Here is a 25,912-nt window from a genome sequence, read left to right as displayed (position 1 = left end):
TTTATCGAAGATTTCGGCGACGCTTCAAAGCCGATGAGATGGAGCCGATACGAAAGCTGCCTGCCAAAGACTGAGCAAAGGCTGAGTTCCAATAATCAGCCTCACATTTAGGGAGCAAATACCATGGTCGCAAAAAATCACCAGCAATGGAAGGCGAACCCACCTCTTCAAGGCGATGAATGGGTCAACAGCCGCATCTATTCGGACCAGGCCATTTTCGATGAAGAGCTCGAGAAGATCTTCAAACATACCTGGATCCCGGTCTGTCACGAATCCGAGCTGCCGAAGCCATACGATTTCCGGACCATGTCCATCGCCCGCGAGCCAATCGTCATCTGCCGCGGCCCGGATAACGAAGTTCGCGCCTTTCTGAACGTTTGCCCGCATCGCGGCATGATCATCGAGCGCCGCCCCTCCGGCAGCTTCCTTGAGGGCCAGCCCTCGGGCAACCCGAAGCGCATGACCTGCATGTTCCATGCCTGGCAGTACGACATGAAGGGGAACTGCGTTTACATCAGCCGCGAAAAGGAAGGCTATCAGGATCGCCTCTGCAAGGAGGACATCGGTCTTCGTCGGCTGCGTTGCGAAGTGAAGTTCGGCGGTTTCGTGTGGGTCAACCTCGACGACAACCCGGCCGTCTCGCTGGAGGACTGGGGCTCGAAGGCGTTCGATTGTTTGCGTAAATCGATCGATGCCGAACCGCTCGAGGTTTTCCATTATCACAAGGCGATCGTGAACACGAACTACAAGTTGTGGCACGATACCAATTGCGAATTCTATCACGACTTCATGCACTACCATAACCGTGTGACCGGGTTTAACGACGCGTACTTCGCTCGCAAGAACGAAGCTTTCGAAAATGGGCACATCACCGTCGGTACCTTCGAGGTCAACTACGATCAGTATGAGGGATTCGAAAGTCGCGCCGACCTGTCGTTCCCTCATTTGCCGCCGAACCAGTGGTACATGATCGACCTGTTCCCCGGCATGAACTTCAACCTGCGAGGCTCGGCGCTGCGTTGCGATATCGTGACGCCGCTCGGTCCGGACAAGGTGATGATCGAGTACCGTGGTCTCGGCCTGAAGCGCGATACGCCGGAAGAGCGGCAGACCCGCATCAATCACCACAACTCAATCTGGGGTCCGTTCGGCCGCAACCTGCACGAGGATCTGATCGGCGTGCAGGGTCAGGGCACGGCGATGCAAACCGGCTCGGAGCCGCGCCGCCTATTGCTCGGGCGGCATGAAAACCAAACCATCCACGACGAAAACGGCATGCGCCACTATTATGAAGAGTGGGGCCGCTGGATGAACCGGTTGCCGAGCAACCCGGACCTCCCCTTCACGGAGCACCAATACGCCACCGCGACCGCGGCTGAATAAGGTCGCGTGTCTAAAACAGGAAGTGCGATCCCTCTGGGATCGTGCTTCCGCAAAAAAAGGTGCCGATGGCACCAGGCTTCGTGGTCGAAACGGGGATGGTATCGCTATGTCCAAGAATGGTGCAGATGTCGCAGATCATGTTCGCAATGCAATATATCGTGCGACGATATTTCTAGATGATCAACGCTGGGACGATTGGCTCGGCTTGTGTGATGAGGATTTTCACTACTCGATCAAGTCGTTCAGTCCGGAAATCAACAAGGACATGACGTACCTGCAAGGGTCGCGGGGCGACATGGCGAACCTCATCCGTCTGCTGCCGAAGCACAATACCGATCACTCGCTGCTTCGCCGGCACACTTCAGTCTACACTATTGATTTGTCCGACGATGGCAAGCAGGCGACAGCGATAAGTGCGTTCGTCGTGTATCAAAACATGCTCGATGGCGTGAATTCGCATCTCGATGCCGGCGAGAGCCATCTTTTCCTTGTCGGCAAGTACTACGACACGTTTGCCATCAAGGATGGCGCCCCGAAATTCATCAAGCGCGAAGTCCGTATCGATGAGCGCCGTCTCGACAAGGGTTCTCATTGGCCGATCTGATCGGTGTGGGTGCTCGTAAGAGGTGAAGGGAAACCGGGTGCGTGCGTAACGTGATTCAAAATGATCACCTTACGCTCGCCGGTAACGTCAGGGGTTGAAGAGATGTCGTGGAAGCAAGTGTGCAATGCGGCCGACGTGCCGGCCAATACGCTGAAGAAATTCGTCACCGGTGGCGTTTCGCTGGTCGTGGCGAATTACGACGGCACCTTCAGGGCGCTCCCGCCCGTGTGTCCCCACATGGAAGAGCCGCTCGAAGAGTCCGGAGTGATCGCCAATTGCGTTCTCACCTGCACCAAGCATCTGTGGGCGTGGAATCTAGCGTCGCTCGACACGCTCGGTGAGGCCGAAAAGCCGCTCCAGTCCTACGACACGAAAGAAGAGGACGGCAAGGTCTTCGCCTTCATAGACAAAGAGATCGTCTACGAGTTCGACGAGGACGATGGGGACGACGACGACGACTTCTTCTCGCGATAATGGTGGAGGTTACTGCGATGTTGAGCAGAATGCCATCAAGTGAGCACGATCTCGATCTCGCGACAGTCAAGGTCGAGACCAAAACGGGCGAGTTCTCCTACGCGTGCTCGCCGGACGAAACCTTGCTCGCCGCCGGTCTCTCCGCGGGATTTTCCTTGCCGTACGAATGTGCGACGGGAACGTGCGGGACATGCCACGCGCGAGTGATGGACGGGACCGTTGATCCCGGATGGGCCGAGGCGCCAGGCTACCGTACTCTGCGGCGGGACAAGGGCGACGTGCTGATGTGCCAGGCTCGCCCCCTGGGCGATTGCTCTTTGAGAGTGAAATCAAGTGTCGTCCAGCCGCAGGAGCCGATTGCTCAGACTCTCGAACGGACAGGACGGGTCGAGGTCGTTCGGCGTCTGACAAAAGATGTCGTTCATATCGAGATTGCGCTGTCGCAGCCGATGAACTTCGTCGCGGGACAGTTTGTCACGATCCAGCATGCAGACCTGATCGGCCGACGCGCCTATTCCATGGTCAATTTTGGACGAGATGTGGAGCGCCTTTCGTTTGTCATCAAGCGCAAGCCCGATGGCAAATTCTCCGAGATCGCATTCGAGCGGAATCTGCTCGGTGCCGATCTCCAGGTCTTGGGACCGCTTGGCCGGGCCACCTTCCGTCCAGAAGAAGATCGTGACGTATTGTGCATCGCGGGCGGCTCAGGAATCGCCGGGATGATGTCGATCCTGCAGCACGCGATTGAAGTGCGATACTTCGATCAACATCGAGGCCATGTCTTCTTCGGCGTTCGTACGCTGAGCGACATGTTCTATCTGGAAGATTTTGCGAAGTACCTTGCTGCTGCGGACGTTGGCCTTGATGTGACGATTGCACTCTCCGACGAGAGCGCGGTTCCGGCAGCTCATCCTGACTTTGAGCGAATCCATCTCGCGACAGGAATGGTCCATGACGTTGCGGCTCGCACGCTCACGGCGGGCCAGTGGGCGAATGCGATCGGTTATGTCGCTGGCCCGCAGCCGATGGTCGATTCGGCTCTCAAGGTCCTCATCACCCAAGCCGGAATTGGGCCGGGAAGTATCCGGTTCGATAAATTCTCATAAGACGAAGGGCACGTTGCGACTGAATATAGAAAACAAAAACTGGGCACACAGAATCTTGCGGAGCGATCATGGCTAAAAAGACAGTACGTACTTCGAAGAACACACCGGTTGTCGACATGCGCAATCGGCCCACTTTCCTCCATCCGTTCTTCGGGGCCGAACCCGGGACTCCGTCATATGATGTTGTCCGCTGGCTCAATCGCCGCGTTGGATCGAGGGATATCGATCACTTCACGAGAGAGCATGATCCGGCGGGTTTCGTGAAGGAGATGGATCACGCGGGAATTACTGTCGCCATCATGGTGGCGCGTAGCGTCCCGGGCGTTCGTGTCAGCAACAAGGATTTGAGCGCCGTTGCCAAGACGAACAACCAGCGCCTGATTGCTATCGCTTCGGTTGATCCCATCGAACTGGGCCGGGAAGCCGCGCTGGCGGAAGCTCGCCATGCGATCAAAGATCTCGGCATGAAGGGCCTCAACCTCGATGCGGGCTTTTATAAAAAGGCACTCAAGGCCGACGATGAGATCTTGATGCCGTTCTACGAGCTCTGCCAGGAACTGGGCGTGCCGGCTTTCGTCATGTCAGGCCCGACCACGCCTGACCTGAGCTTCAATGATCCGCTGGCGGTCGATCACGTCGCCAAGACGTTCCCGAAGCTGCCGATCATCTGCTGTCACGGTTTTTATCCTAACGTTTCTGCCATGGTCACCGTCGCGTTCAGGAACGAGAACGTCTATGTGTCGCCCGACATGTATACGTTCTGCCCGGGCGGTTCGCTTTATGTCGAAGCTGCGAACGGGTTTATGCGCGATCAGTTCCTGTTCGGCAGCTCATATCCCTTCCGTCCCATGAAGCAGGGTCTCGAAGACTTCGGAAATCTTGGTTTGAATCCGGAGGCCTACGAGGCGGCGACCTTCAGAACGGCAAATCGGCTTTTGAACCTTGGGCTGCAGGACGTCGCCATGGAGAGTGCAGCGGAATAAGCGATCTCAAGTGCAGACTCCACTCTGTGGGGTCTGCACTGCTTGAGGCCGTTGTAAAAATAAGGATGGTTCACATGACTAAGTCAACCAATGATGCAGATACCGGGGATTTCGTAGAAGCTCGGATCGAGGCGCAGAACGCGGCGCAATGGCTGGCTCGATTGGCGCTTAGTTATGCGGAGCACTCCGGGAGCGATGAGGAAGTGCGGTTGCTCTGGGACCGGGCAGCGCAAAGAATCGTAACACCCGAAGTTGCCCCGGGGATTGCTCTCGAGCTGTCTTTGCCGACGCTGACGCTTCAGTTCCTTGAGAATGGAAAGCCGTCACCCCATGCAATCGACATCGACGGCAAGTCGTCGACGGAGGTCGAGGCCTGGCTTCTCGTTGAATTGCTGCACAGAGGCTTTGATCGTGACGCCTTCTCGAAGCAGTTGCCTTACAGATGGGGCCATCTCATGTCGGGCGACGTGGCGAAGTACTCGCCGCAGCGGCTCGCGGAGGAACTGCGGGATCTGACCCAGCGGTTTGAGGACGCTGCCGAGATTCTGGTTCAAATGAAAAGAGCCGTCGCGGTTCAAGACGATGGTTCAAAGAACAAAGCCTCGTCCAAGGTACCGTCAGAAGAGCTGATCTGCTGGCCGGATGGCCTCGATATCGGATTTTTAATCCCGACATTTGCGAGTGGCGCGACAGACGGACTGATCAAAGTCGGCTTCACGCTGGGAGACGACAAATTCGTCCAGCCGGGTTTCTTCGTTGACAACGCTTCTGCAGCATCGCCAGTTTCGCGAGAGCAAACGATCGTGCTGCCAATATCGCAAATTGCGAGGGATGCGATGTCACGGGCCGATGTGGTCGACTACGTTGCCTCGAAAGTGAAGGATTCACGGCGACTGGCGTCGAACTAGCATCGCATCTGTCGCTGACAGCAGTTAGCGTTCTTCTTCAAGCTCGATTTTTGCTGTCTCGGGCAGCAGGGATCGGCGAGGTTGAATGATCGTGAACGGATCGATGCTGGTCGTTGGATCTTCCAGCAGGTGCTTGAGGTCCTGCGTCTTGTTGAGAGTCTTGATGATCGACACCATCACTCGTGCCATCGGCACGATCGTGTCAGACTCCGCCCAGAAAAGACCAACTTGACGGCTGCGAACCGGATCAATCAATTCGAGGGCTTTTGTGCCGGGGTGCAGCCCAGGCAGGCGCGCGAAATGCGACGGTATGACCGTGCAGAGTTCAGTGAATTGCACCTGGAACATCAGGTGCAGGATGGATTCGGACTCCACCTTTGGAATCGGCCGATAACCGGCGGTGGTTTCGAACACGTTGTTCACGAATTGCCGCTCGTGCGTCGATGACCGGAGCAGGGCTAGCGGTAGCTGCGCCGCTTCGGCCCATGTGATCGATGTCCTGCCGGCGAAGGCCGGAGTGTCCGGGACAAGAAGGCTCAGATATTCCGTGTAAATCGGGAGTACGTTGCGCCGTTCCGGGACTTCCTGCTCGTCCGTATAGAAGATGGCCACATCGAGCGAAAAATTATCAAGCGCAATTTTCATTGCCTCGTAGCCGATGAATTCCACCTCGACACGGATGTTCGGAAATGAGGCGCGCACCATTTTTAGAATGAGAGGAAGGACGGGCGACATCGACGGCATCGCACCGATCCGAAGGGTCCCCTGAAGGTTGCCTTGCATCGCAGCAACCTCATCTTTCATAGACTCGCAATGAGAGACGATCAGGCGAGCCCACTTCGCGATTTTATGCCCCTCTGCCGTCAGACCATGCAAGCGCTGTCCCCGGCCACGCAGGAAGATCGGGACGCCTAATTCCAATTCGAGTTGCTTGACGCCGTTGGAGAGGCTTGGTTGCGTTGCATTGCAACGCGCGGCCGCGCGACCGAAATGCCCCTCATCGACGACAGCAATCAGATATTGGAATTGCCTTAGATACATGCCCCGTTTCCTGTTTTTATTTATGGAATTTTATCGGCCGACATCATCGTTCGGTTAGCGGGCCTCGCATCATGCATTTCTATCGTACCAAACGATATCCCGAAGATGATGAGGCATAAGGATCGGTTCGTGCAAGAAAATACAGAGTGAGAACGAATTCTCACTCTGTAAAATTTTAGATGGAACGGATTCCAGTCATGGAAGTGCTTACAGTTGCACCTCTTCGAGCTCGCGCCCGGCGGTCTCGGGTCCCATCATGTAGCCGATAATGGTCAGTACCCATAAGCCGGCCGTCGCAAGAAATGGAACAGTGGGGCCGAATTCGGTGATGCCCCATCCGACCATGATTGGTGCGAAGATCGACACGAGTCTGCCGCCACCGACCATGATACCGAATCCCGTGCCGCGCAGTGAGGTACGGAAGAACTCGCTCAGGTAGGTGTCGCCGACGCCCCACAGCCAACCCAACATGCCGACCATGAGCGCGCCGAACACGAGGAAGAGCGGCAGGGTATGAGCCGTCGTAGCCAGTACCGTGAAAATCATCATCAACACTGCGCCGATGATTCCGGCAGGCCGGCGACCAATACGATCGGACAATCCCGTGCCGATGAAGGACAAGAAGAACTGTGCGACGTAGAACAGCATCGCATAGAACAACGAATCCGCGACCGTGACATTGAACTTCTTGATCATGAAGGTGGTGAGGAAGAACGTGATGCCCCAATAGCCGCATGTATTGGCGACATAGAGCAGCCAGCCGATGACAATGCGCTTCTTCGCACCGGGGATCTTCCAGATATTTTCCCGCGGCCGTTTGACGCCTTCTTTCTCGACGATGCGTTCCATTTCTTCCTGGGCTTCCTTAAACCGCGGCGAATCCTCGACGACGTTTCGGATCAGGAAGACGATGGCAGCCGGAACGGCTGCAAAAATGAACGCCCAACGCCAGCCATAGATTGGGACAATCGCGAGCGCCGCGGCAGCCGCGACGATGTAGCCCAGTGAATAAAGCGAGAACATGATTCCGCCTGTACCCACAGCCCGGTGCTTTGGAGGCCACATTTCTGCGGTGTAGGGTGCGCCAACGGCCAATTCGCCGGCGCCGCCGACGCCTGTTAGAAAGCGCAGCCAGGTGACAGCGTGAAGGTTGCTGACAAAGCCTCCCAACACGGTCGTCGCGCCGTAGAGCAGGATGGAAAACCGCAGCGCGTTTCTTCGGCCGACGCGATCGGCGAGATAACCGAATCCGACGGTGCCGATAGTATAGCCAACGAGGAAAAGCGAACCGATCGCGCCAATTTCATTGACCGTTATGTTCAATTCTTCGGCAAAAACGGGACTCAGCATCCCGAAGATGTTGACAGCATAGGCGTCGAACCCGTAACCAAGCCCCGCCGCGAGAGCAACGAGAATGGCCTGCTTCATGGGAATGACGGTGCCCGCCGCCGTTGTCGTATGATCCGAGACAATATCCGTGTCTGCAGTCGCAGATGGCAATATGTCCGCCGCAGTGCTTTCTGACATTAGGTTCCCTCCGCTGATTTTTTATTAAGTCTGTAATTTCGACTTTAAATCGCTCGATCTGTAAAATCGTTTGACTCGATCTATGAATAGGCCGCCCCTATGTTCGGCGGTCATGGGCAGCTTCTATTGAGATAGGGCTGCGAGCCTCAATCGCAGGACAGATCAGAGGGCGGCCGGTGTGCAGCTGCGAATATGTTGATAGCAGGACCGGGACTTCACAAGTGAAGCGCAGGCCACTCGTCGCGGTCAACAAGCGTCAACGCCGGTCAGCGCTCGTCTCGTGGTCTCCTGCACCAGCTCGCGAAAACTCGACGCGAGGCTCCAACTCTGTCGACCAACTCTTTGCAATGAACTGTAGACCATTCCGAAGCAAATTCGGGGTCGCTCTAGGTTGGCGGATTTAAGAAGGCTGTCCGGACACCATCGCGCTAGCCGCGGCGTGCGATCAGGATGCCACCAATCACTGCCACGCCACCAACGATCTGCAGTGCCGACAAACGTTCTTCGAACAGCCCCCAGGCGATAGCAGCCGCCACGAAGGGTTGGATGAGCATGGCGAGCGAGGAGATCGTCGGTGGAAGCCACGCAATTGCAAACGTCACGAGTCCCTGACCGCCGGCTTGCACGATCCATGCGAGCGCGACCACCGATGCCCAACCCGCGGGACTTACGGGTGCAAAAATTCCTTCAGCTAGTGATGGCGGCAGCGCGATCAGAGCGGCCGAGGCCGAACTCGCAAACATGACGACCGCGGAGGAAAACCGCCGCCGCGCATACCCGAGCGACATGAAATAGCCCGCGTAGATGACTGCGGCACCCAGCGCGATAGCATCTCCTGAAAGCGCTCCCTTGCCCTGAGCCCATCCACTGCCAACCAGGAGTACTACGCCCACAACTGCCATGGCGGTTCCGGCTATGAAGGCGCGCTCGATGGTTTGCTTGAACAGCACCCAGCCGAAAAGTGCGGTGAAGACCGGCGTCAGATTGACGAGCAGGGTCGCATTGGCGACCGACGTTTTGTAAAGGGCCTCGTGCCAGGCGATGAGTTCGATGCCGAGGAAGATGCCGGGCGCCGAAACCGTCAACCACTCGCGCAATGTCTGGGGCGTTGCAGATGCGTCCGTTCGACCGTGTAGAAGCGCCGCGAACAAGCCGAGCGGCACCAATGCGAGTGATACGCGCCAAAAGGCCGTTGCAGAGGGACCTACCTCGGATAGCCGCACGAGAATCGGTGCACACCCAACCGAGATGCCACCGAGCAGCAACGCCAGAAACGCATAGGTCTGAAGCGATTGATTTGACTTGACGGCCTCAGACACGTTGCGATCTCGCCCAACAGATGCTCAGAAACAGATGACGTAGCGCTTCCTGAACGCTCCATCGGATGTGTGCTTGTATACGATCAATCTTTCAAGCTGTTCGCAGATGTGTCGAAAGTTGGCGATGCGAGGTGCACCAAGATTTATCGAAGTGGTCGTTTAGTCCGCTGGCTCTCTCGAGTTGACCCCAGTCCACTGGATGCTTCGCGCCTTTGTTATCAGCCGCTTATGAGCGACTGATAAATATGGTCAGGCGCGAAGCCCTAAGGAAATTGAAACGTCGAATATACTGATAGATAAAGATCCGGGCGTCGCAGCGGGAAGTTCTTGTTGTGCGCAAGCGTTTCGAAGGTCGCATGCCATCGAGGCCTTCACGCTTGGCAAAGAGCGCTCGCACGAAGTGCATCTTGTTGATGAAGGTCTGCAAGTCATTCGGGAATACGTGGTGATCGTCTTGTTGCCGACGACCTCGATAGGGGGATGTTTGTGACGTGCGGCGTCACCGTGTTTTGGTCGTGCAAGCGTTGCCGGTGAAGGAGCGACGTCATCGACTGGAGTGAGCCGACGCGTCCTCGCGTTGAGGAGCCGCCCTTACACAGCTTGGGCCTATAGGTGCAGAATGGTGCAGGAGGCCTTTGGGGGCACTGATTTGGAAGCGCCAAGATCGGGCGAGAGATAATTAAGTATCTAAAATATTTGAGTTTTTGGCGGAGAGGGAGGGATTCGAACCCCCGATAGGCTTGCACCTATGCCGCATTTCGAGTGCGGTGCATTCGACCACTCTGCCACCTCTCCGGCATTGTCGGCGCGGGGCCGTTGGTCGGGCCGACTTTTAGGCGAGGTTGGGCCGAGACTCAAGCTGTCAGGCCACTCCGTTTGTGAGGTTTTCGGAAGAATCGGGGCCGGATTCGTCGCAAAAGCCGCCCATGGAACCCATGAGCGGCCTTTGTCAGGTATTCAGGCAATCGGCCAGAGCCGTTCCCGTTATTTCTGTTTGGCGATGATCTGATTCTTGATCCCGGCATAGGTCTTCTTCGGGATGACCTTCTTGTGCACGAGGTCGTCCTTGCCCTTATAGGGGCGGTTCTTGATGATCGCGGCGGAATAGGTGTCGCCGATGCCCTTCAGCGCCTTGAGCTCGTCGGCGCTCGCCGAATTGATGTCGATGAGCTCGGTCTTGGTGGCGGCCTTCGGCGCCATCTTGTCGGATTTCGGCGTCGAGACCGGCGCGGTTTTCGGGGCCATCGCGGCGCCGGGCGCGGGCTGCGGTGACTGGGCGAACGAAGGTGCGGCGAACAGGCCCAGCGCGAGCAGAGCTGCAGTCAATGAAACAGGCTTGAAGTAACGCATCGGAAACGTCCTCCGGGACGGGGTTTGCAACGCGTCCGAGTGAGAGGCCCATTCGTGGCCGTGCTGTGGCCCTGAAATGAACGGCGGATAAATCGCGAAAATAATTTTCGTCGCAGCCGCGCGACGATTCCCAAAGCGCGGTCGCAATTTTATGCGCCGGAGTGCAGCGCCTTTTCGATCTCGGGCTTGAGAACGGTTTCGAGATTACTGGGCGTGATTGGGCCGATCAGCTTGAAGGCGATGGTACCCTTGCGATCGATCACGAACGTCTCCGGCACGCCGTAGACGCCCCAGTCGATCGCCGCGCGACCGTTGGCGTCGCTGCCAACCGCCGTGAACGGATTGCCGTAGCGGCCGAGAAAGCGTCGGGCGTTGTCCGGTGCGTCTTTATAATTAATGCCGACGAGGCGAATCCGGCTGTCCTGTGCGAGATTCATCAAAAGCGGCGCCTCGTCGTGGCAGGGCACACACCATGAGGCCCACACGTTCACCACCGTGACTTGCTGCTTGAACGCCGCCGGATCGAGGCCGGGCACGGCCTGTCCGTCGCGCGTCAATTCGGCAACCGGGGGCAGCGGCGTCGCGGGCGCGGGACGGCCGATCAACGCCGAGGGAATGCGGGACGGATCACCGTCGCGCAGGCCGAACCAGAACAGCACCGCGAGGCCGCAGAATACGATGAGCGGCAGGGCGACAAGCCAGGAGCGACGCGAACGCGATGGTGTCGATTCAGGCGTCATGGCTGTTCGGAGGTTTTGCCGGAGGAGCGTCGCATCACGCCGCTCGCTTCCAGGCGGCGCAGTTCAGCCTGCTGGTGGCGATAATCGACGACGATGGCCGCAATCAGCCCGCCGACCACGAGCGCGACCAGTGCGTAGGAGGTCGCGATAAAGACAGCGTAGGGTCCGAGCACGCTCATGATGCGCGCCCGTCAGCCTGCATCATCTGCAGGGTCCGTACCCGTCGCCGCAGAATCTCGTTGCGCATGGCGGCGAGATGCAGCGTAACGAACAGCAGCGTGAAGCCGACCGCCATGGTGAGCAGCGGAACGAGGAAGGCACGGTCGAGCGTCGGTCCGCCCATGCGGAACACCGATTCGCCCTGATGCAGCGTATTCCACCACTCCACGGAAAATTTGATGATCGGAATATTGATGGCGCCGACCAGCGTCAGCACGGCGGCGGCGCGTGCCGCGCGCGAAGGATCCTCCACCGCGCGCCACAGCGCGATCAGGCTGAGATACATCAGGAACAGGATGAGCACCGAGGTTAGCCGTGCGTCCCATTGCCAATAGGTGCCCCACATCGGACGGCCCCAGAGCGAGCCGGTGGCGAGCGCGAGAAACGTGAAGGACGCGCCGATTGGTGCTGCCGCCTTGGCGGCAACATCGGCCAGCGGATGCTTCCACACCAGTGTGCCCAGCGCCGAGACGCTCATCACCATCCAGACGAACATCGACAGCCACGCATTGGGAACGTGGATGAACATGATCTTCACCGTCGCGCCCTGCTGGTAATCGTCGGGCGCGGTCCATGACTGATAAAACCCGATCGCAAGCAACAACGCGGTCGCAACCGCGAGCCACGGCAGGACGCGGGCGGTAAAGGCAAGAAAACGCGAGGGGTTGGCAAGCCGGGCAAGGAACATGGCGGCGTTTTAGCGATGCGGCGGGAAGGGCGCAATGAGGTCCATCAATGCCATCCGGGGCCGTTCATCGCTTTAATCCAGCCCCTGCCGCAGGCTCGCGGCGGCCGCAAGCGGGCCGATGATGAAACCCGCGAGCGTCAGCGCGCAGAGAATGGAAAATGGCGCGCCGAACCGGCCCTGTTCCACAATGGCGGCATTGGAGGCTGCGACGCCGAAAATCAGCACCGGTATAGAGAGTGGCAGCACCAGCACCGCCAGCAACAGGCCGCCGCGGCGCATGGTCACAGCGAGCGCTGCGCCAATCATGCCGGTGAAGGTGAGGGCAGGAGTGCCTGCGAGCAGCGTCAGCGCGACAAACAGGGACGTTTCAGGTTCGAGGTTGAGCAGCACGCCGAGCAGAGGCGTCGCGACGATCAGCGGCAGGCCCGTGGCGAGCCAGTGCGCGAGGCCCTTGGCGAGGCAGCTCATCTCGAGTGGCACCGGACTCATCAGCAGAAGGTCGAGCGAACCGTCGTCCTGGTCGGCGGTGAAAAGGCGATCGAGCGTGAGCAGGCTCGCGAGCATGGCGCCGAGCCACAGCACGGCGGGGCCAATCCGCTTCAGCAGCGGCACGTCGGGGCCGAGCGCGAACGGCATCAGTACGACGACGCTGAGGAAGAACAGCACGCCGAGCAGACCGCCGCCGCCGAGCCTCCACGAAATCCGCAGATCGCGCTGGATCAAAGCGATGAAGGCGCTCATGCGCGCGCTCCGAGCCGCAATTCACGAGCGGTGATTCCGAGCGGGCCGTGGGTAGCCGCTGCGATCAGCCCGCCGCCGTCGAGGTGCGACTGCATGATGGCGATGAAGGCGGCTTGACCTGCGGCGTCGAGTGCGGTCGCGGGCTCGTCGAGCAGCCAGATTGGCCGCTTCACGGCGATGAGGCGCGCGATCGACAGCCGCCGCTTCTGTCCCGCCGACAGGAAGCCTGCGGGCAAATGGCCGATGGCGCCGAGGCCGACCGCCGTCAGGGCGTGTTCAATGTTCATAGCTGCGCTGCCGAGATAACGCTGCCAGAAATTGAGATTTTCGCGCACGCTGAGGGCAGGTTTGAAGGGATCGCGGTGGCCGAGATAGTGCGTCTGTTCGGCAAGCGTCAATTCGGAAACATTTTCCGCATAATGAATGCATCCGCCGGCGAGCGGCAGCAGCCCCGCAAGCATGCGTAGCAGCGACGATTTTCCCGCGCCGTTCGCGCCGGTGATCGCGAGCGCCTCGCCGGCTGCAACATCGAAGCTGACGCCGGTAAAAACCGTGCGGCCGCCTCTGGTGCACGATATGTTACGGCCGGAGAGCCCCATTAAAAACAACCCATTCCACAATCCGGGAAATCAGGCGCGCCGCTATTACAGAACCGCATGAGTCAAAGACGATTGTCGTGTGGCGCGCAGTCTGGAAAGATTCTATAAACCCGCACCTGTTGCAGCCCGCAATGCCATAACCGTGGAAAGCGGATGCCTCTTTCGAGGCGGCGGAGCGTGTTTGCGTGATGTCATCCTTTTAGATCGGGACCCCGCCTAATGCCCTCCCTCGACAGTTTCAAGAGCCGCAAAACCCTCAAGGTCGGACGCAAGACCTACGTCTACTATAGCCTCCCGACGGCGGAAAAGAACGGCCTGAAAGGCATTTCCAGACTACCTTATTCGATGAAGGTGCTTCTGGAAAACATGCTGCGCAACGAAGACGGCCGCAGCGTCAAGAAAGAAGACATCGTCGCCTTCTCGAAGTGGGCGCGCAAGAAGACCCTTCAGCATGAAATCGCATTCCGCCCCGCGCGCGTGCTGATGCAGGATTTCACCGGCGTTCCCGCGGTGGTCGATCTCGCGGCGATGCGCAACGCGATGAAGGCGCTCGGCGGCGACGCACAGAAGATCAACCCGCTGGTGCCGGTCGATCTCGTTATCGACCACTCGGTGATCGTGAACTTCTTCGGCGACAACAAGGCTTTCGCCAAGAACGTCCAGGAAGAATACAAGCAGAACCAGGAACGCTACGAATTCCTGAAATGGGGCCAGCAGGCATTCTCGAACTTCTCCGTCGTGCCGCCCGGCACCGGCATCTGCCATCAGGTCAACCTTGAATATCTGGCGCAGACGGTCTGGACCCGTAAGGAACGGATGACCGTCGGCAAGAAGACCGGCACTTTCGAAGTCGCCTATCCGGATACGCTGGTCGGCACCGACTCCCACACCACGATGGTCAACGGTCTTGCCGTGCTCGGCTGGGGCGTCGGCGGCATCGAGGCGGAAGCCGCGATGCTCGGCCAGCCGCTGTCGATGCTGTTGCCTGACGTCGTGGGCTTCAAGCTCAAGGGCAAGATGAAGGAAGGCGTCACCGCCACCGACCTCGTGCTGACCGTGACGCAGATGCTGCGCAAGCAGGGCGTGGTCGGCAAGTTCGTCGAATTCTACGGTCCCGGCCTCGATCATCTCTCTGTCGCGGACAAGGCAACCATTGCCAACATGGCGCCGGAATACGGCGCGACCTGCGGCTTCTTCCCGGTCGACAAGTCCGCGCTCGACTATCTCAAGACCTCGGGCCGCAAGGCGGATCGCGTCGCGCTGGTCGAGAAATACGCCAAGGCGCAGGGCCTGTTCCGCACGGCGGCCTCGACCGATCCGGTTTTCACCGAAAAGCTGGTGCTCGACCTCGGCGACGTCGTGCCCTCGCTCGCTGGTCCGAAGCGTCCGGAAGGCCGCGTGGCGCTGCCTGCGGTGGCGGAAGGTTTCTCCGTTGCGATGGCGAACGAGTACAAAAAGTCCGATGACACCGCGCGTTTCCCGGTCGAGGGCAAGAAGTTCGATCTCGGCCATGGCGACGTCGTGATCGCGGCGATCACCTCCTGCACCAACACCTCCAATCCGAGCGTGCTGATGGCGGCGGGCCTCTTGGCGCGCAAGGCTGCGGCAAAGGGCCTGAAGGCGAAGCCGTGGGTGAAGACCTCGCTCGCGCCGGGCAGTCAGGTCGTGGCTGAATATCTCGCCAATTCCGGCCTGCAGAAGGATCTCGATGCGGTCGGCTTCAACCTTGTCGGCTTCGGCTGCACCACCTGCATCGGCAATTCCGGTCCGCTGCCGGAGGAGATTTCCAAGTCGATCAACGACAACGGCATCATCGCCTCGGCGGTGCTGTCGGGTAACCGTAACTTCGAAGGCCGCGTCTCGCCGGACGTGCAGGCGAACTATCTCGCCTCGCCGCCGCTCGTCGTTGCTCACGCGCTCGCGGGCACCGTGACGAAGAACCTCGCGGTCGATCCGATCGGCACCGGCAAGGACGGCAAGCCGGTCTACCTCAAGGACATCTGGCCGACGACGAAGGAAGTGAACGACTTCATCAAGAAGTACGTCACCTCGACGATCTTCAAGAAGAAGTATGCCGACGTGTTCAAGGGCGACACCAACTGGCGCAAGATCAAGACCACGGCGAGCGATACCTATCGCTGGAACATGAGCTCCACCTACGTGCAGAATCCGCCTTACTTCGAAGGCATGAAGATGCAGCCGGAGCCGACCACCGATATCGTCAACGCGCGCATCCTGGCGATGTTCGGCGACAAGATCACCACCGATCACATCTCGCCGGCGGGTTCGATCAAGCTCACCTCGCCCGCGGGCAAGTATCTGTCCGAGCATCAGGTGCGCCCGGCCGACTTCAACCAGTACGGCACGCGCCGCGGCAACCATGAAGTGATGATGCGCGGCACCTTCGCCAACATCCGTATCAAGAACATGATGCTGAAGGGTGCCGACGGCAACATTCCGGAAGGCGGTCTGACCAAGCATTGGCCTGACGGCGAGCAGATGTCGATCTACGACGCCGCGATGAAGTATCAGCAGGAGCAGGTGCCGCTGGTCGTGTTCGCCGGTGCCGAATACGGCAACGGCTCGTCGCGCGACTGGGCCGCGAAGGGCACGCGCCTCTTGGGCGTGCGCGCGGTCATCACCCAGAGCTTCGAGCGCATCCACCGCTCCAACCTGGTTGGCATGGGCGTGCTGCCGCTGACCTTCGAGGACGGCGCGTCGTGGGCTTCGATCGGCCTCAAGGGCGACGAGGAAGTCTCGATTCGCGGTCTTGCGGGCGAACTGAAGCCGCGCCAGAAGCTGGTTGCGGAGATCGTCTCGAGCAATGGCTCCAAGCAGGAAGTTCCGCTGCTCTGCCGCATCGATACGCTCGACGAACTCGAGTATTATCGCAACGGGGGCATTCTCCAGTACGTGCTGCGCAATCTCGCAGCGGCGTGATGCCTTCACGGCACACAACGAACTGTGAAGCGGCTCACCGCGACGTGAGTGGCGATTACCCTGCAAGAAAGCCTAAGACGAGGCTGATTTGCAGCGGTATCGCCGCTTCGTTTGAGGGTTGCATGTGACGTCTTTCGAGCCCATCGCCGCATGGTTGCATGAGACCGTGCCTGCGGCCTTCCGGCGTACATCACTGTGCGCCGGTTCTGCAGCGGCTCTCTGTGTCCTGCTGACAGTGGCGCCTGCAACCGCCGGCGAGCCTCGCGGTGTAGTGGAATTGTTCACCTCGCAGGGGTGCTCATCCTGCCCGCCCGCCGACAAGATGCTCGGTGAATTTGCGAAGGATCCCTCGCTCATCGCGCTTAGCCTGCCAATCGACTATTGGGATTATCTTGGCTGGAAGGACACGCTGGCCGATTCGCGCTTCTCCGCGCGGCAGAAGGCGTATTCGGCGATGCGTGGCGATCGCGACGTCTATACGCCGCAGGTGGTCGTCAACGGTGTGCGCCATGTGCTCGGCAGCGATCGCAAGGGCATCGAGGCGGCGCTGGACAAGAGTCGTGGCGAGCACGGCATCATGAGCGTGCCGGTGAAGCTCTCCAGGGATGGTCATTACCTGAATGTCTCGGTGGCGGCGTCTGCCGGTCATCATGCCGAGGTCTGGATTTGTGCCGTGTCGAAAGCCGTTCCGATCACGATCGGCCGCGGTGAGAACAGCGGTCACCAGATCGTCTATCATAACGTTGTCCGCAACGTGCTCAAGGTAGGCGACTGGGATGGCACTGCGAATACATGGTCGGTGCCTTTGGAAAATATCTCCCGCGATGGCGTCGATGCCGCCGCTGCTTACGTGCAGGATGGCAGCCGCGACAGACCGGGCCCGATGTTAGGGGCGGCCTATACCTCGCTCGCCAACTGATTCTGTCTGACATCCCCCGATAGCTGCCGCCGGTATCGACAAAGGCGTTATTGCGCTGCGTGAGTCCACGCGGGCGAAAGGCCGTGCGATTCGTTCAGGCAAAATAAAAGGGCCGGGGAGTGCGGCCCTTTAGTCGTTTCCCGGGTCGGAGACCAACCAGGTGAGGAAGAAACAAAATAGACCCGATCCTGACGACCCCGGGGGGCTGGGGGCTGAGGAATCCGGCGCCGAAAGGACCGGGTCAACCAACGTGCAAAGCGTCTCAATCTCCGGCGGCGGCCGGGAGGCGGAATTCGGGCGGCATTATGATTTTTTCTAACGATGCTGTGAGGGCGTAGTGAGGCGAAATGGGGCTTGCGAAGCCGGGCGGCGGGGCCGATCATGTCATGCCGGTGACACGGAGATGAGAATGGGGCTCGGCGATTTGGATGGTGAGGATAATCGGGCACCTGAGCGCGGCTGGAACGCGCCGCCTGCAACGGTCACCTTCAACCGCCTCGAACTCAACCGTATCCTCAATCTCTACGGCCGCATGGTCGCGGACGGCGAGTGGCGGGACTATGCCATCGACTTTCTGAAGGATCGGGCGGTGTTCTCGATCTTCCGCCGTTCCTCCGAAGTTCCGATCTACCGCATCGAGAAAGACCCACGCCTCGCGCGCAAGCAGGGTGCCTACAGTGTGATCTCCGCGAGCGGCCAGATCCTGCGACGTGGCCATGAACTCGAGCGCGTGCTTCTGGTGATCGACCGAAAGCTCGCGCTGGTTTGAATTTAGCCGGGTGGAATCGTCGTGCCGCCCTCGCCGAGCGCAAGCTGCATTTGCACCGAATCGAGCCAGCGCCCGAATTTGAATCCGACGTCGGGATGGGTGCCGATCATGGCAAAGCCCGCGCGGCGGTGCAGGCCGATCGAGGCGGCATTGGCTGAGTCGCCGATCACCGCGATCATCTGGCGGTAGCCGTGCGCCGTACACTGCGCGATCAGTTCACTGAGCAGAGCGCTGCCGATGCCGCGCCGGTAAAACGCCGGGTCGAGATAGACCGAATTCTCCACCGTGTAGCGATAGGCTGGGCGCGGCCGGTAGGGTCCGGCATAGGCGTAGCCAGCTATGCGTCCGCCGGCCTCTGCCACGAGATAGGGGAAGCCCCCGCCGCTAATCGCCGTGAAGCGACGCATCATTTCCGCCTCGTCGGGCGCGGTGAGTTCGAAGCTTGCGGTCTTTTCCCGCACCTCGAAGGCATAGATCGTGGTGATGGCGGGGATGTCGGCGGCGGTGGCCGGCCTGATGGTGAAGTCGCTCATGGCGCGACCATAAATTTGCGCAGGCCGAAACTAAAGCATCAATAAGCGGCAAAACAAAAGCCCCGGCGCAAGGCCGGGGCTTGATCGTTGGAAGGCTGTCGCTTCTCTTACTCGCGCTGTCCCAGAAGCTGCAACAGCAGCGTGAACAGGTTGATGAAGTTCAGGTAGAGCGACAGCGCGCCGGTGATGGCCGCGCGCTCGGCGATATCGCCGCCCATCGCGCCATAACCGTAGATGTAGTCGTTCTTCAGCCGCTGGGTGTCCCAGGCGGTGAGGCCTGCGAACACCAGCACGCCGACGATCGAGACCACGAACTGCAGCATCGAGCTCGCCACGAAGATGTTGACGATGCTTGCGATGATGACGCCGAACAGGCCCATGATCAGGAACGAGCCCATGCCCGTCATGTCACGCTTGGTGGTGTAGCCGTAGACGCTCAGTGCGCCGAACGCCGCCGCCGTGATGAAGAACACGCGCACGATCGAGGTGTGCGTGTAGACGAGGAAGATCGACGACAGCGAAACGCCCATCAGTGCCGAGAAGGCCCAGAACAGCATCTGCGCGGTCTGCGGCCGCAGGCGGTTGATGCCGAAGGAGATGGCGAACACCATCACCAGCGGCGCGAAGATGAAGACCCACTTCAGCGGGCTCACGAACATCGCGACGCCAAACGAGGTCAGCATGGTATTGCCGACCCGGCCAACGGCAGCGGCGCTGTCGGTGGTTACGGCGCCCATATACACGCCGAGTGCGGCGAAGCCGGTGATGGCAAGGCCGATCGTCATGTAGTTGTAGATCTTGAGCATGTACGCGCGCAGGCCGGCGTCGACGGCAGCGGCGTCAACCCGCCCGGCAGCACGGCCGAACGGAGAGGCGTAGTTACGATCCAAGTCCGACATTGTCGAAACCTCTTGGTTGACCGCCACCCCTTGAGGGAGATGCCGGCGGGAAAATCTGTTTCCGGTCGTCGCGAGCATCGGTCGAAGCATCGACTGACGCCTATCGCGAATCCGGACCTGCTCCGTATGTGGGAGAATAACACAGAGCGCGCAAGTCGTTCCGCGCGGCTGAATGTCGCAAAATATCTGTCATTGCAGGTTTTTAATGCGCGGCAGATGTCAGAGATTGCGCAGGACCGCGGCCGGTTTCAACCGCAATGCGAGAAGGGTACCGGCAAGGCCGAGGCCTATGGTTAATGCCAGGGCGGCGACAGCGACCAGGGCGGCATTGGCCGCCTCCCAGGCGAAGCTCAGGTGCATCAGCCGGGTCACGATCTGCCAGGCCGCGATCGACCCCGCCGCCACCCCGAACACGGCGGTGGCAAGCCCGATCAGCGCATATTCCGCAGCATAAGCGCCGATGAGTTGGAACCGGACTGCACCCAGCGTCTTCAGGATCACGGCGTCATAAACCCGGTGGCGGTGGCCTGCGGCCAGCGCCCCGCCCAGAACCAGCAGGGCGGCGACGAGGGTGACGAGGCTCGCCCCCCGGATGGCAAGCGTCAGGTTGGTTACAATGTCGCCGATGCTCTTGAGCGCATCGCGGACCCGGACGCTGGTGACGGAGGGGAAGGCGTGGGCGACCTGCCTGATAACGTTTGCGTCATCGGCGGGGGTGGAGAGGTTCGCAGTCAGGGTGGCGAGGTCGGTATGGGGCGCGCCGCGGAAGGTATTCGGGGAAAAAACCAGGACGAAATTGATCCCGAGGTTCTGCCAGTCGACGCTCCGCAGATTGCCGACGGTTGCCGTGATGTTGCGTCCGAGCACGTTGACGGTGATCTCGTCGCCGAGCCGTACGCCCAGGCCGTCGGCGATCTTCTGTTCCAGCGAGACCAGCGGCTTGCCACTGTAGTTGTCCGGCCACCAGTCACCCGCGACCACTTTCGAGCCCGCCGGTATGTCGGCTGCGTAGCTGATGCCGCGGTCGCTTTGCAGGACCCATTCGGCGTCCTGTGACGGCTTGAGCTGTTCGGCGGGAACGCCCTTCACCGCGGTGATGCGCCCGCGCAGCATCGGCACCACCTCCACCTTGGCGTCAGGCGCGATCGCGCCGATGAATTGGCTGAAGCTTGCCGATTGCGCCGAGGGAATGTCGAGGAAGTAGAACGACGGCGCGCGTTCAGGCAGCGCCGCACTGAACTGGCGACGCAGGTTGGCGTCGATCTGTGTGACCGTTACGAGTGCAGCGAGTCCAAGCCCGAGCGACAGCACCACGGACGGCGTCAGCGCGCCGGAGCGATAGGTATTGGTGAGCGCGAGCCGCAGCATGGTGTTGCGAGGGCGCGGCGCGCGACGCGCGACCGCCATCGTCAGCAGAGCGACGGCGCGCAGCAGCAGGAACACCGCGAGGCTCACGCCAACGAAGATCGCCGCGATTTTCTTGTCATAGGCGAGTGCGACCGCCGTCGCCGCGAGCAGCGCGATGGCGATCGCAGGCGCGGCGATCTGGCGCAGGCTGGCGCGCGGCATCTCATCGGACACCTCGGCGCGGAACAGCACGGCGGCGGGAATGTTGCGCACGCGACCGAGCGGCCACAGCGCGAAAGCGAGCGCGGCGAACACGCCATAGCCGACCGCAAGCGCGAGCGTGGCGGGGTGGATGCTCGCTGCGATCGGCAGCGGCAATAGATGGCCGAACAGCGCGAGCACGATGTATGGCAGAGCTGCACCCAGTGCAGCGCCGATCAGCGAGCCGAGCAGCGCCAGCAGCAGCACCTGGATCAAATAGATCGCGAAGACCATCGCCGCGCTCGCGCCGAGCGCTTTATAAGTCGCGATCACGTCGCGCTTGCGCTCGAGGTGACTTCGCACCGCGTTAACGACGCCGATGCCGCCGATCAGGAGCGCGGCAAGTCCGACCAGCGTCAGAAACTGGGTGAAGCGCGAGACGTTCCGTTCCAGTTGCGGGGAGGCGTTGAGCGAGTTGCGGATTTCCCATCCGGCCTGCGGGAACTGCTGCCGTGCGCGCTCGGTCAACTGCGTGACCGCGGCCTCGCTCGGATCGGGCAGCTTGACGCGATAGGTCCAGCGCACCAGCGCGCCGGGCTGCAATAGTCCGGTGGCATCGAGTGCGTCGAGGCTGATGAGGAAACGAGGGCCGATGCTGATGCCGCCGAGCAGCTTGTCGGGTTCGGCGGTGAGGCTGCTGCGGATCTGGAAATGGGTCTGGCCGACGCTGACGGTGTCGCCAACCTTGAGGTTCAATCGTGCCAGCAGCACCGGATCGACGGCCGCGCCATACACGCCGTCGCGTTGCGCGAAAATATCCGCAGGCAACATCGGCGGATCGAGCGTCAGCTCGCCGAGCATCGGGTGGCGGTCGTCCACCGCCTTGATGTCGATCAGCGTGAAATCGTCATTGGCCGCGCGCGCCATGCCGCGCAACGTCGCGACGCGCGAGAGTTCGCCTGCGCCGTGCAGGAACGACAATTCCCGCGCATTCGCCTCGCGCTGGAACAAAGCGAAGGTCACGTCGCCGCCGAGCAGCACGCGCGCTTGCCGGCTCAGGCCATCGCTGAGACTCGCGGAGATCGCACCGACGCCCGCGATCGCGAATACGCCGAGCGCGATGCAGGCGATGAACACATAGAAGCCGCGCAAGCCGCCGCGCCATTCGCGCAACGCAAAGCGCAGCGCGAGGGAGTAATCGTTACGCATCGATACGGCCCGAGCGCAGCTTGACGGTGCGATCGCAGCGTTGCGCGAGCGAAGCATCATGCGTCACCAGCACCAGCGTGGTGTCGCGTTCCTCGTGCATCGCAAACAGAAGGTCCACGATCTGCTTGCCGGTTGTTTCGTCGAGATTGCCGGTCGGCTCGTCCGCGAGCAGGATTGCGGGATCGGGCGCGAGCGCACGGGCCAGCGCGACGCGCTGTTGCTCGCCGCCGGAGAGTTGCGCGGGATAATGATGCAGCCGTGCGCCGAGCCCGACCGCCTGCAGTTCGCGAGTGGCGCGCTCGGTCGCGTCAGGCTTGCCTGCGAGTTCGAGCGGCACCGCGACGTTCTCCAGCGCGGTCATTGTCGGAATCAGGTGAAACGATTGAAACACGATGCCGATTTCGTGGCCACGAAACCGGGCGAGACCGTCTTCATTGAGGCCGTTGAAAGAGGTGCCCTGAACCACCACTTCTCCTGCATCGGGCCGCTCCAGTCCGGCCATGACCATGAGCAGCGTTGATTTGCCCGAGCCGGAAGGGCCGATCAGCCCGACGGTCTCGCCAGAGCCGACGCTCAGGTCGATTCCCTTGAGGATGTGGACTTTCGCCGCGCCTCGCCCGAGAGAGAGGTCGATGCCGGAGAGCGAAATGACGGGTTGGTCCGTGAGGACTGTGTGTGAGGGTGCGGTGCGAGTATCCATGCGATTGCCATATGGGGGTTCCATCGGCCGGGTCGAGAGGCTCGCGCGGATGTTTTTGTTCACGATTGCGCTTGTGCTCGTGAACCTGAGCAATGCCGCAATGGCGGAAACCCCGAACGGCGCGCCTTTGAAGCTCGCCGTGCTCGGCGATTCCCTCACCGCGGGTTACGGCTTGCCGGCGTCGGCCGCATTTCCGGTGCGCCTGCAACAGGCGCTGAAGGAGAAGGGCATCGCCGCTAACATCATCAACGCGGGCGTGTCGGGCGATACCGCATCGGGTGGCCGCGACCGGCTCGACTGGTCGATCCCCGAAGGCACGCAGGCCGTGATCGTCGAACTCGGCGCCAACGACATGCTGCGCGGCATCGAGCCCAGGGTCACGCGCGCCGCGCTGAGCGAGATTATCCAGCGGCTGAAAGCGCGGGGCATCGCCGTGCTCTTGTGCGGCATGTATGCCGCGCCCAATCTCGGTGAGCCTTACGGGCAGGCGTTCAACAGCATCTATCCCGATCTCGCGAAAAAATATGGCGTCGCGCTCTATCCATTCTTTCTCGATGGCGTCGTGAACGACAGCGCGCTGAAGCAGGCCGACGGCCTGCACCCTACGGCAGCTGGCGTCGACGTCATCGTGCAGCGAATTCTGCCTGCGGTTGAGGCATTCGTGAAGACATTGCCGCCTGTACGGGCGGCGTTGTGAGGTGGTTGCGTAGAAACTGTCCACCGGCTCGCTTCGCATCGTCATGTAGCTGCGTTACAAATGCGGCAATTGATTCGGGTGAGTGATTCGCGCCCGGCGGCTTTCGTCAGCGACGACGGAAGACCGGCACGGGGCACAGCGTCGAGGGAGTGCGATGCCCCGCTTATTCACTGGACTTGAGATCCCGCCTGACATTTCCCAATCATTGTCGATGCTGCGTGGCGGATTGCCCGGCGGCCGCTGGATCGATCCCGAAAATTATCACGTCACGCTGCGCTTCATCGGTGACATCGACGATTACGTCGCGCGCGAGATCGCGAACACGCTGGAGCGCGTCGACCGCAAGCCGTTCGAGGTGACGGTGCAGGGCCTGTCGAGTTTCGGCGGCAAGAAACCGCGCGCGGTGGTCGCCTGCGTTGAGCCAAGCCGCCCTCTGATGGAACTGCAGGCGGAACTCGAACGGCTGATGCGTCGCTTCGGGCTTGATCCCGAAGGACGGAAATTCATTCCGCATGTCACGCTGGCGCGTCTGCGCGATGCCTCGAGCCGCGACGTCGCCGATTACCTCTCGGTCCGTGGCTATTTCCCGGCGAAGAAATTCATCGCCTCCCGCTTCGTGCTGTTTTCCTCGCGCGCCTCGGTTGGTGGCGGCCCGTATGTGATCGAGGATTCCTACGCGTTTTCGTCTCGTGAAAGGGATCGTGCCGCGCAGGGGCGATATTTCATTTCATAACGGGGGGTTCGACCTCCGTAGCGGTTGCATTTTTCGCTGTGGTGGGGCCGGTTGCGGGCATGGATGTGTCCACGTCTTCGCCACTGCGAGCTCGCTACGAGCAGCTCCTCGCCTCACGCGCCATCGAGCCCGATGCCGCGCAGGCGGAAGCCGTTTCAAAACTTGAAACGCTCGAGACGCATCTCGATCGCTACAAGCCGCGCAAACAGGGTTTGTTCGGCCGGCTGTTCGCCGAGGGCACGCCGCCGCCGCGTGGCCTCTACGTGTATGGCGAGGTCGGTCGCGGCAAGACGATGCTGATGGACCTGTTCTTTCAGAACAGTACCGTCGCGTTCAAGCGCCGCTCGCATTTCCATGAATTCATGGCCGATGTCCACGAGCGCATTTTCAATTTCCGCCAGAAGATCGCCAGGCGCGAGATCGCCGACGCCGATCCGATCCACCTCACCGCGAACTCGATCTTCGAGGAAGCGTGGCTGCTGTGCTTCGACGAATTCCACGTCACTGATATCGCCGATGCGATGATCCTGGGGCGGCTGTTCGCGCGGCTGTTCGAACTCGGCACCGTGATCGTCGCGACATCGAACGTGGCGCCGGAAGACCTTTACAAAGGCGGTCTCAACCGTGCGCTGTTCCTGCCGTTCATCGCGGATATCGAAGAGCGGATGGAGGTGCTGCGGCTCGATGCGCGCACCGACTACCGGATGGAAAAACTCTCCGGCATCAAGATGTGGCTGGTGCCTGACGATGCAGAGGCTGGCGCGAAGCTCGATGCGGCCTGGCTCAAGCTCACCGGCAGCGTGGATGCGCCGTCGCGCGACATCGCACTGAAAGGCCGCGTGCTGCACATCGATCATTCCGCCCGCGGCGTCGCGCGCTTTACCTTCGAGGGTCTGTGCGAGCGTCCGCTTGGTCCGCCGGATTATCTGCGCATCGCACGCGACTATCACACCGTGCTGATCGACCACATTCCGGTGATGGAATTCGAGGAGCGCAATCCGGCCAAGCGCTTCATTTCGCTGATCGATGCGCTCTACGACAACAAGGTGAAGCTGATGGCGTCGGCGGCGGCCGAGCCGTCCTCGATCTACCGTTCCGAAGAAGGCGTCGAGGCGCGCGAATTCGCCCGCACGGTGTCGCGCATCATCGAGATGGGATCGGATTCGTACCTCGCGCTGCCGCACGGTCGCAGCGATTCCGCCGCCAGCGGGGCATCTACCGGTCTGGTCGAAACCTGACCTGTCTCAAAAGCCGGAAAACCGAGGCATCGTTTGGCCCCAAGG

General features: G+C 60.5%; 25 protein-coding genes and 1 tRNA gene. 12 read left to right on the top strand and 14 right to left on the bottom strand.

Translation table 11 applies throughout. The features are described from left to right. Positions 1 to 123: 123 nt before the first annotated feature. From HMPREF9697_RS12460 to HMPREF9697_RS12435, 6 genes are all read left to right on the top strand, one after another. Positions 124 to 1,383, top strand: a complete 1,260-nt coding sequence (locus HMPREF9697_RS12460) for an aromatic ring-hydroxylating oxygenase subunit alpha (protein ID WP_002717582.1) — start codon at positions 124 to 126, stop codon at positions 1,381 to 1,383. 22 nt (positions 1,384 to 1,405) lie between these two features. Further along, positions 1,406 to 1,987, top strand: coding sequence for an aromatic-ring-hydroxylating dioxygenase subunit beta (locus HMPREF9697_RS12455; protein ID WP_244597962.1), 582 nt, complete (start codon positions 1,406 to 1,408; stop codon positions 1,985 to 1,987). Positions 1,988 to 2,089: 102 nt separating this feature from the next. Further along, positions 2,090 to 2,461, top strand: a complete 372-nt coding sequence (locus HMPREF9697_RS12450; RefSeq protein WP_002717580.1) for a Rieske 2Fe-2S domain-containing protein — start codon at positions 2,090 to 2,092, stop codon at positions 2,459 to 2,461. Between the two features lie 17 nt (positions 2,462 to 2,478). Then, the gene (locus HMPREF9697_RS12445) at positions 2,479 to 3,567 is read left to right on the top strand and encodes a 2Fe-2S iron-sulfur cluster-binding protein (RefSeq protein ID WP_002717579.1); all 1,089 of its coding nucleotides are present in this window, start codon (positions 2,479 to 2,481) and stop codon (positions 3,565 to 3,567) included. A gap of 68 nt (positions 3,568 to 3,635) precedes the next feature. Continuing rightward, a complete protein-coding gene (locus HMPREF9697_RS12440; protein ID WP_002717578.1) occupies positions 3,636 to 4,550 on the top strand; it encodes an amidohydrolase family protein in 915 nt (304 codons plus the stop codon). 74 nt (positions 4,551 to 4,624) lie between these two features. Beyond that, positions 4,625 to 5,458 (top strand): hypothetical protein, encoded by an 834-nt coding sequence (locus HMPREF9697_RS12435; protein WP_002717577.1) that lies wholly within the window; start codon positions 4,625 to 4,627, stop codon positions 5,456 to 5,458. A 24-nt stretch (positions 5,459 to 5,482) separates the two neighbouring features. Here the strand turns inward: HMPREF9697_RS12435 and HMPREF9697_RS12430 are convergent, their stop codons facing one another. From HMPREF9697_RS12430 to ccmA, 10 genes are all read right to left on the bottom strand, one after another. Further along, entirely contained in the window at positions 5,483 to 6,499 is a 1,017-nt protein-coding gene (locus tag HMPREF9697_RS12430) for a LysR family transcriptional regulator (protein WP_002717576.1), read from the bottom strand. Between the two features lie 207 nt (positions 6,500 to 6,706). Next, positions 6,707 to 8,026, bottom strand: coding sequence for an MFS transporter (locus HMPREF9697_RS12425; RefSeq protein ID WP_002717575.1), 1,320 nt, complete (start codon positions 8,024 to 8,026; stop codon positions 6,707 to 6,709). Positions 8,027 to 8,454: 428 nt separating this feature from the next. After that, the gene (locus tag HMPREF9697_RS12420) at positions 8,455 to 9,345 is read right to left on the bottom strand and encodes a DMT family transporter (RefSeq protein WP_002717574.1); all 891 of its coding nucleotides are present in this window, start codon (positions 9,343 to 9,345) and stop codon (positions 8,455 to 8,457) included. 705 nt (positions 9,346 to 10,050) lie between these two features. Then, positions 10,051 to 10,140, bottom strand: a tRNA-Ser gene (locus HMPREF9697_RS12415). A 189-nt stretch (positions 10,141 to 10,329) separates the two neighbouring features. Continuing rightward, positions 10,330 to 10,695, bottom strand: a complete 366-nt coding sequence (locus tag HMPREF9697_RS12410) for a ComEA family DNA-binding protein (RefSeq protein ID WP_002717573.1) — start codon at positions 10,693 to 10,695, stop codon at positions 10,330 to 10,332. 149 nt (positions 10,696 to 10,844) lie between these two features. Next, entirely contained in the window at positions 10,845 to 11,435 is a 591-nt protein-coding gene (locus HMPREF9697_RS12405) for a DsbE family thiol:disulfide interchange protein (protein WP_002717572.1), read from the bottom strand. Continuing rightward, entirely contained in the window at positions 11,432 to 11,614 is a 183-nt protein-coding gene (gene ccmD, locus HMPREF9697_RS12400; RefSeq protein ID WP_002717571.1) for a heme exporter protein CcmD, read from the bottom strand. The genes HMPREF9697_RS12405 and ccmD overlap by 4 nt, the downstream gene beginning before the upstream one ends. Beyond that, the gene (locus HMPREF9697_RS12395; protein ID WP_002717570.1) at positions 11,611 to 12,342 is read right to left on the bottom strand and encodes a heme ABC transporter permease; all 732 of its coding nucleotides are present in this window, start codon (positions 12,340 to 12,342) and stop codon (positions 11,611 to 11,613) included. The genes ccmD and HMPREF9697_RS12395 overlap by 4 nt, the downstream gene beginning before the upstream one ends. Before the next feature lie 72 nt (positions 12,343 to 12,414). Then, positions 12,415 to 13,083, bottom strand: coding sequence for a heme exporter protein CcmB (ccmB, locus tag HMPREF9697_RS12390; protein ID WP_002717569.1), 669 nt, complete (start codon positions 13,081 to 13,083; stop codon positions 12,415 to 12,417). Beyond that, entirely contained in the window at positions 13,080 to 13,682 is a 603-nt protein-coding gene (gene ccmA, locus HMPREF9697_RS12385; RefSeq protein WP_002717568.1) for a heme ABC exporter ATP-binding protein CcmA, read from the bottom strand. The genes ccmB and ccmA overlap by 4 nt, the downstream gene beginning before the upstream one ends. A 219-nt stretch (positions 13,683 to 13,901) precedes the next feature. On the opposite strand from ccmA, the gene acnA reads away from it, so the two are divergent. The 3 genes from acnA (at position 13,902) to HMPREF9697_RS12370 (ending at position 18,310) form a co-directional block, all read left to right on the top strand. Further along, positions 13,902 to 16,622, top strand: coding sequence for an aconitate hydratase AcnA (gene acnA, locus HMPREF9697_RS12380; RefSeq protein WP_002717567.1), 2,721 nt, complete (start codon positions 13,902 to 13,904; stop codon positions 16,620 to 16,622). Positions 16,623 to 16,746: 124 nt separating this feature from the next. Next, positions 16,747 to 17,541, top strand: a complete 795-nt coding sequence (locus HMPREF9697_RS12375; RefSeq protein WP_002717566.1) for a DUF1223 domain-containing protein — start codon at positions 16,747 to 16,749, stop codon at positions 17,539 to 17,541. Between the two features lie 403 nt (positions 17,542 to 17,944). Continuing rightward, positions 17,945 to 18,310 carry a DUF2794 domain-containing protein gene (locus HMPREF9697_RS12370; protein WP_040307938.1) on the top strand — a complete coding sequence of 122 codons (366 nt, stop codon included), beginning with the start codon at positions 17,945 to 17,947 and terminating at the stop codon, positions 18,308 to 18,310. Positions 18,311 to 18,312: 2 nt separating this feature from the next. On the opposite strand, the gene HMPREF9697_RS12365 is transcribed toward HMPREF9697_RS12370, so the two are convergent. The 4 genes from HMPREF9697_RS12365 to HMPREF9697_RS12350 form a co-directional block, all read right to left on the bottom strand. Beyond that, complete coding sequence (locus HMPREF9697_RS12365) at positions 18,313 to 18,843, bottom strand: GNAT family N-acetyltransferase (RefSeq protein WP_002717564.1); 531 nt, start codon at positions 18,841 to 18,843, stop codon at positions 18,313 to 18,315. Between the two features lie 107 nt (positions 18,844 to 18,950). After that, positions 18,951 to 19,742, bottom strand: coding sequence for a Bax inhibitor-1/YccA family protein (locus HMPREF9697_RS12360; protein WP_002717563.1), 792 nt, complete (start codon positions 19,740 to 19,742; stop codon positions 18,951 to 18,953). 219 nt (positions 19,743 to 19,961) lie between these two features. Beyond that, the gene (locus tag HMPREF9697_RS12355; RefSeq protein ID WP_002717561.1) at positions 19,962 to 22,499 is read right to left on the bottom strand and encodes an ABC transporter permease; all 2,538 of its coding nucleotides are present in this window, start codon (positions 22,497 to 22,499) and stop codon (positions 19,962 to 19,964) included. Beyond that, entirely contained in the window at positions 22,492 to 23,199 is a 708-nt protein-coding gene (locus HMPREF9697_RS12350) for an ABC transporter ATP-binding protein (RefSeq protein WP_040307937.1), read from the bottom strand. Before HMPREF9697_RS12350 ends, HMPREF9697_RS12355 begins: the two co-directional genes overlap by 8 nt. 49 nt (positions 23,200 to 23,248) lie before the next feature. Between HMPREF9697_RS12350 and HMPREF9697_RS12345 the strand changes: the two genes are divergently transcribed. The 3 genes from HMPREF9697_RS12345 (at position 23,249) to zapE (ending at position 25,867) form a co-directional block, all read left to right on the top strand. Beyond that, positions 23,249 to 23,896, top strand: a complete 648-nt coding sequence (locus HMPREF9697_RS12345; RefSeq protein WP_002717559.1) for an arylesterase — start codon at positions 23,249 to 23,251, stop codon at positions 23,894 to 23,896. Between the two features lie 154 nt (positions 23,897 to 24,050). After that, positions 24,051 to 24,629, top strand: a complete 579-nt coding sequence (gene thpR / locus HMPREF9697_RS12340) for an RNA 2',3'-cyclic phosphodiesterase (RefSeq protein ID WP_002717558.1) — start codon at positions 24,051 to 24,053, stop codon at positions 24,627 to 24,629. Between the two features lie 59 nt (positions 24,630 to 24,688). Continuing rightward, positions 24,689 to 25,867 (top strand): cell division protein ZapE, encoded by a 1,179-nt coding sequence (gene zapE / locus HMPREF9697_RS12335; RefSeq protein ID WP_002717557.1) that lies wholly within the window; start codon positions 24,689 to 24,691, stop codon positions 25,865 to 25,867. The last annotated feature ends 45 nt before the right edge of the window (positions 25,868 to 25,912 follow it).

Source organism: Afipia felis ATCC 53690 (assembly GCF_000314735.2).
Lineage (GTDB): Bacteria > Pseudomonadota > Alphaproteobacteria > Rhizobiales > Xanthobacteraceae > Afipia > Afipia felis.
The sequence above is the reverse complement of the archived record's forward strand: the minus strand, read 5'-3'. Positions and strand labels throughout refer to the sequence as shown.

Excerpts from the sequence above, each read along its gene's own strand:
- HMPREF9697_RS12460 (WP_002717582.1), top strand. The coding sequence starts at position 124 with ATGGTCGCAAAAAATCACCAGCAATGGAAGGCGAACCCACCTCTTCAA.
- HMPREF9697_RS12450 (WP_002717580.1), top strand. The coding sequence starts at position 2,090 with ATGTCGTGGAAGCAAGTGTGCAATGCGGCCGACGTGCCGGCCAATACG.
- HMPREF9697_RS12445 (WP_002717579.1), top strand. The coding sequence starts at position 2,479 with ATGTTGAGCAGAATGCCATCAAGTGAGCACGATCTCGATCTCGCGACA.
- HMPREF9697_RS12440 (WP_002717578.1), top strand. The coding sequence starts at position 3,636 with ATGGCTAAAAAGACAGTACGTACTTCGAAGAACACACCGGTTGTCGAC.
- HMPREF9697_RS12435 (WP_002717577.1), top strand. The coding sequence starts at position 4,625 with ATGACTAAGTCAACCAATGATGCAGATACCGGGGATTTCGTAGAAGCT.
- HMPREF9697_RS12430 (WP_002717576.1), bottom strand. The coding sequence starts at position 6,499 with ATGTATCTAAGGCAATTCCAATATCTGATTGCTGTCGTCGATGAGGGG.
- HMPREF9697_RS12425 (WP_002717575.1), bottom strand. The coding sequence starts at position 8,026 with ATGTCAGAAAGCACTGCGGCGGACATATTGCCATCTGCGACTGCAGAC.
- HMPREF9697_RS12410 (WP_002717573.1), bottom strand. The coding sequence starts at position 10,695 with ATGCGTTACTTCAAGCCTGTTTCATTGACTGCAGCTCTGCTCGCGCTG.
- HMPREF9697_RS12405 (WP_002717572.1), bottom strand. The coding sequence starts at position 11,435 with ATGACGCCTGAATCGACACCATCGCGTTCGCGTCGCTCCTGGCTTGTC.
- ccmD (WP_002717571.1), bottom strand. The coding sequence starts at position 11,614 with ATGAGCGTGCTCGGACCCTACGCTGTCTTTATCGCGACCTCCTACGCA.
- HMPREF9697_RS12395 (WP_002717570.1), bottom strand. The coding sequence starts at position 12,342 with ATGTTCCTTGCCCGGCTTGCCAACCCCTCGCGTTTTCTTGCCTTTACC.
- ccmB (WP_002717569.1), bottom strand. The coding sequence starts at position 13,083 with ATGAGCGCCTTCATCGCTTTGATCCAGCGCGATCTGCGGATTTCGTGG.
- ccmA (WP_002717568.1), bottom strand. The coding sequence starts at position 13,682 with ATGGGGCTCTCCGGCCGTAACATATCGTGCACCAGAGGCGGCCGCACG.
- acnA (WP_002717567.1), top strand. The coding sequence starts at position 13,902 with ATGCCCTCCCTCGACAGTTTCAAGAGCCGCAAAACCCTCAAGGTCGGA.
- HMPREF9697_RS12370 (WP_040307938.1), top strand. The coding sequence starts at position 17,945 with ATGAGAATGGGGCTCGGCGATTTGGATGGTGAGGATAATCGGGCACCT.
- HMPREF9697_RS12365 (WP_002717564.1), bottom strand. The coding sequence starts at position 18,843 with ATGAGCGACTTCACCATCAGGCCGGCCACCGCCGCCGACATCCCCGCC.
- HMPREF9697_RS12360 (WP_002717563.1), bottom strand. The coding sequence starts at position 19,742 with ATGTCGGACTTGGATCGTAACTACGCCTCTCCGTTCGGCCGTGCTGCC.
- HMPREF9697_RS12355 (WP_002717561.1), bottom strand. The coding sequence starts at position 22,499 with ATGCGTAACGATTACTCCCTCGCGCTGCGCTTTGCGTTGCGCGAATGG.
- HMPREF9697_RS12350 (WP_040307937.1), bottom strand. The coding sequence starts at position 23,199 with ATGGATACTCGCACCGCACCCTCACACACAGTCCTCACGGACCAACCC.
- HMPREF9697_RS12345 (WP_002717559.1), top strand. The coding sequence starts at position 23,249 with ATGTTTTTGTTCACGATTGCGCTTGTGCTCGTGAACCTGAGCAATGCC.
- thpR (WP_002717558.1), top strand. The coding sequence starts at position 24,051 with ATGCCCCGCTTATTCACTGGACTTGAGATCCCGCCTGACATTTCCCAA.
- zapE (WP_002717557.1), top strand. The coding sequence starts at position 24,689 with ATGGATGTGTCCACGTCTTCGCCACTGCGAGCTCGCTACGAGCAGCTC.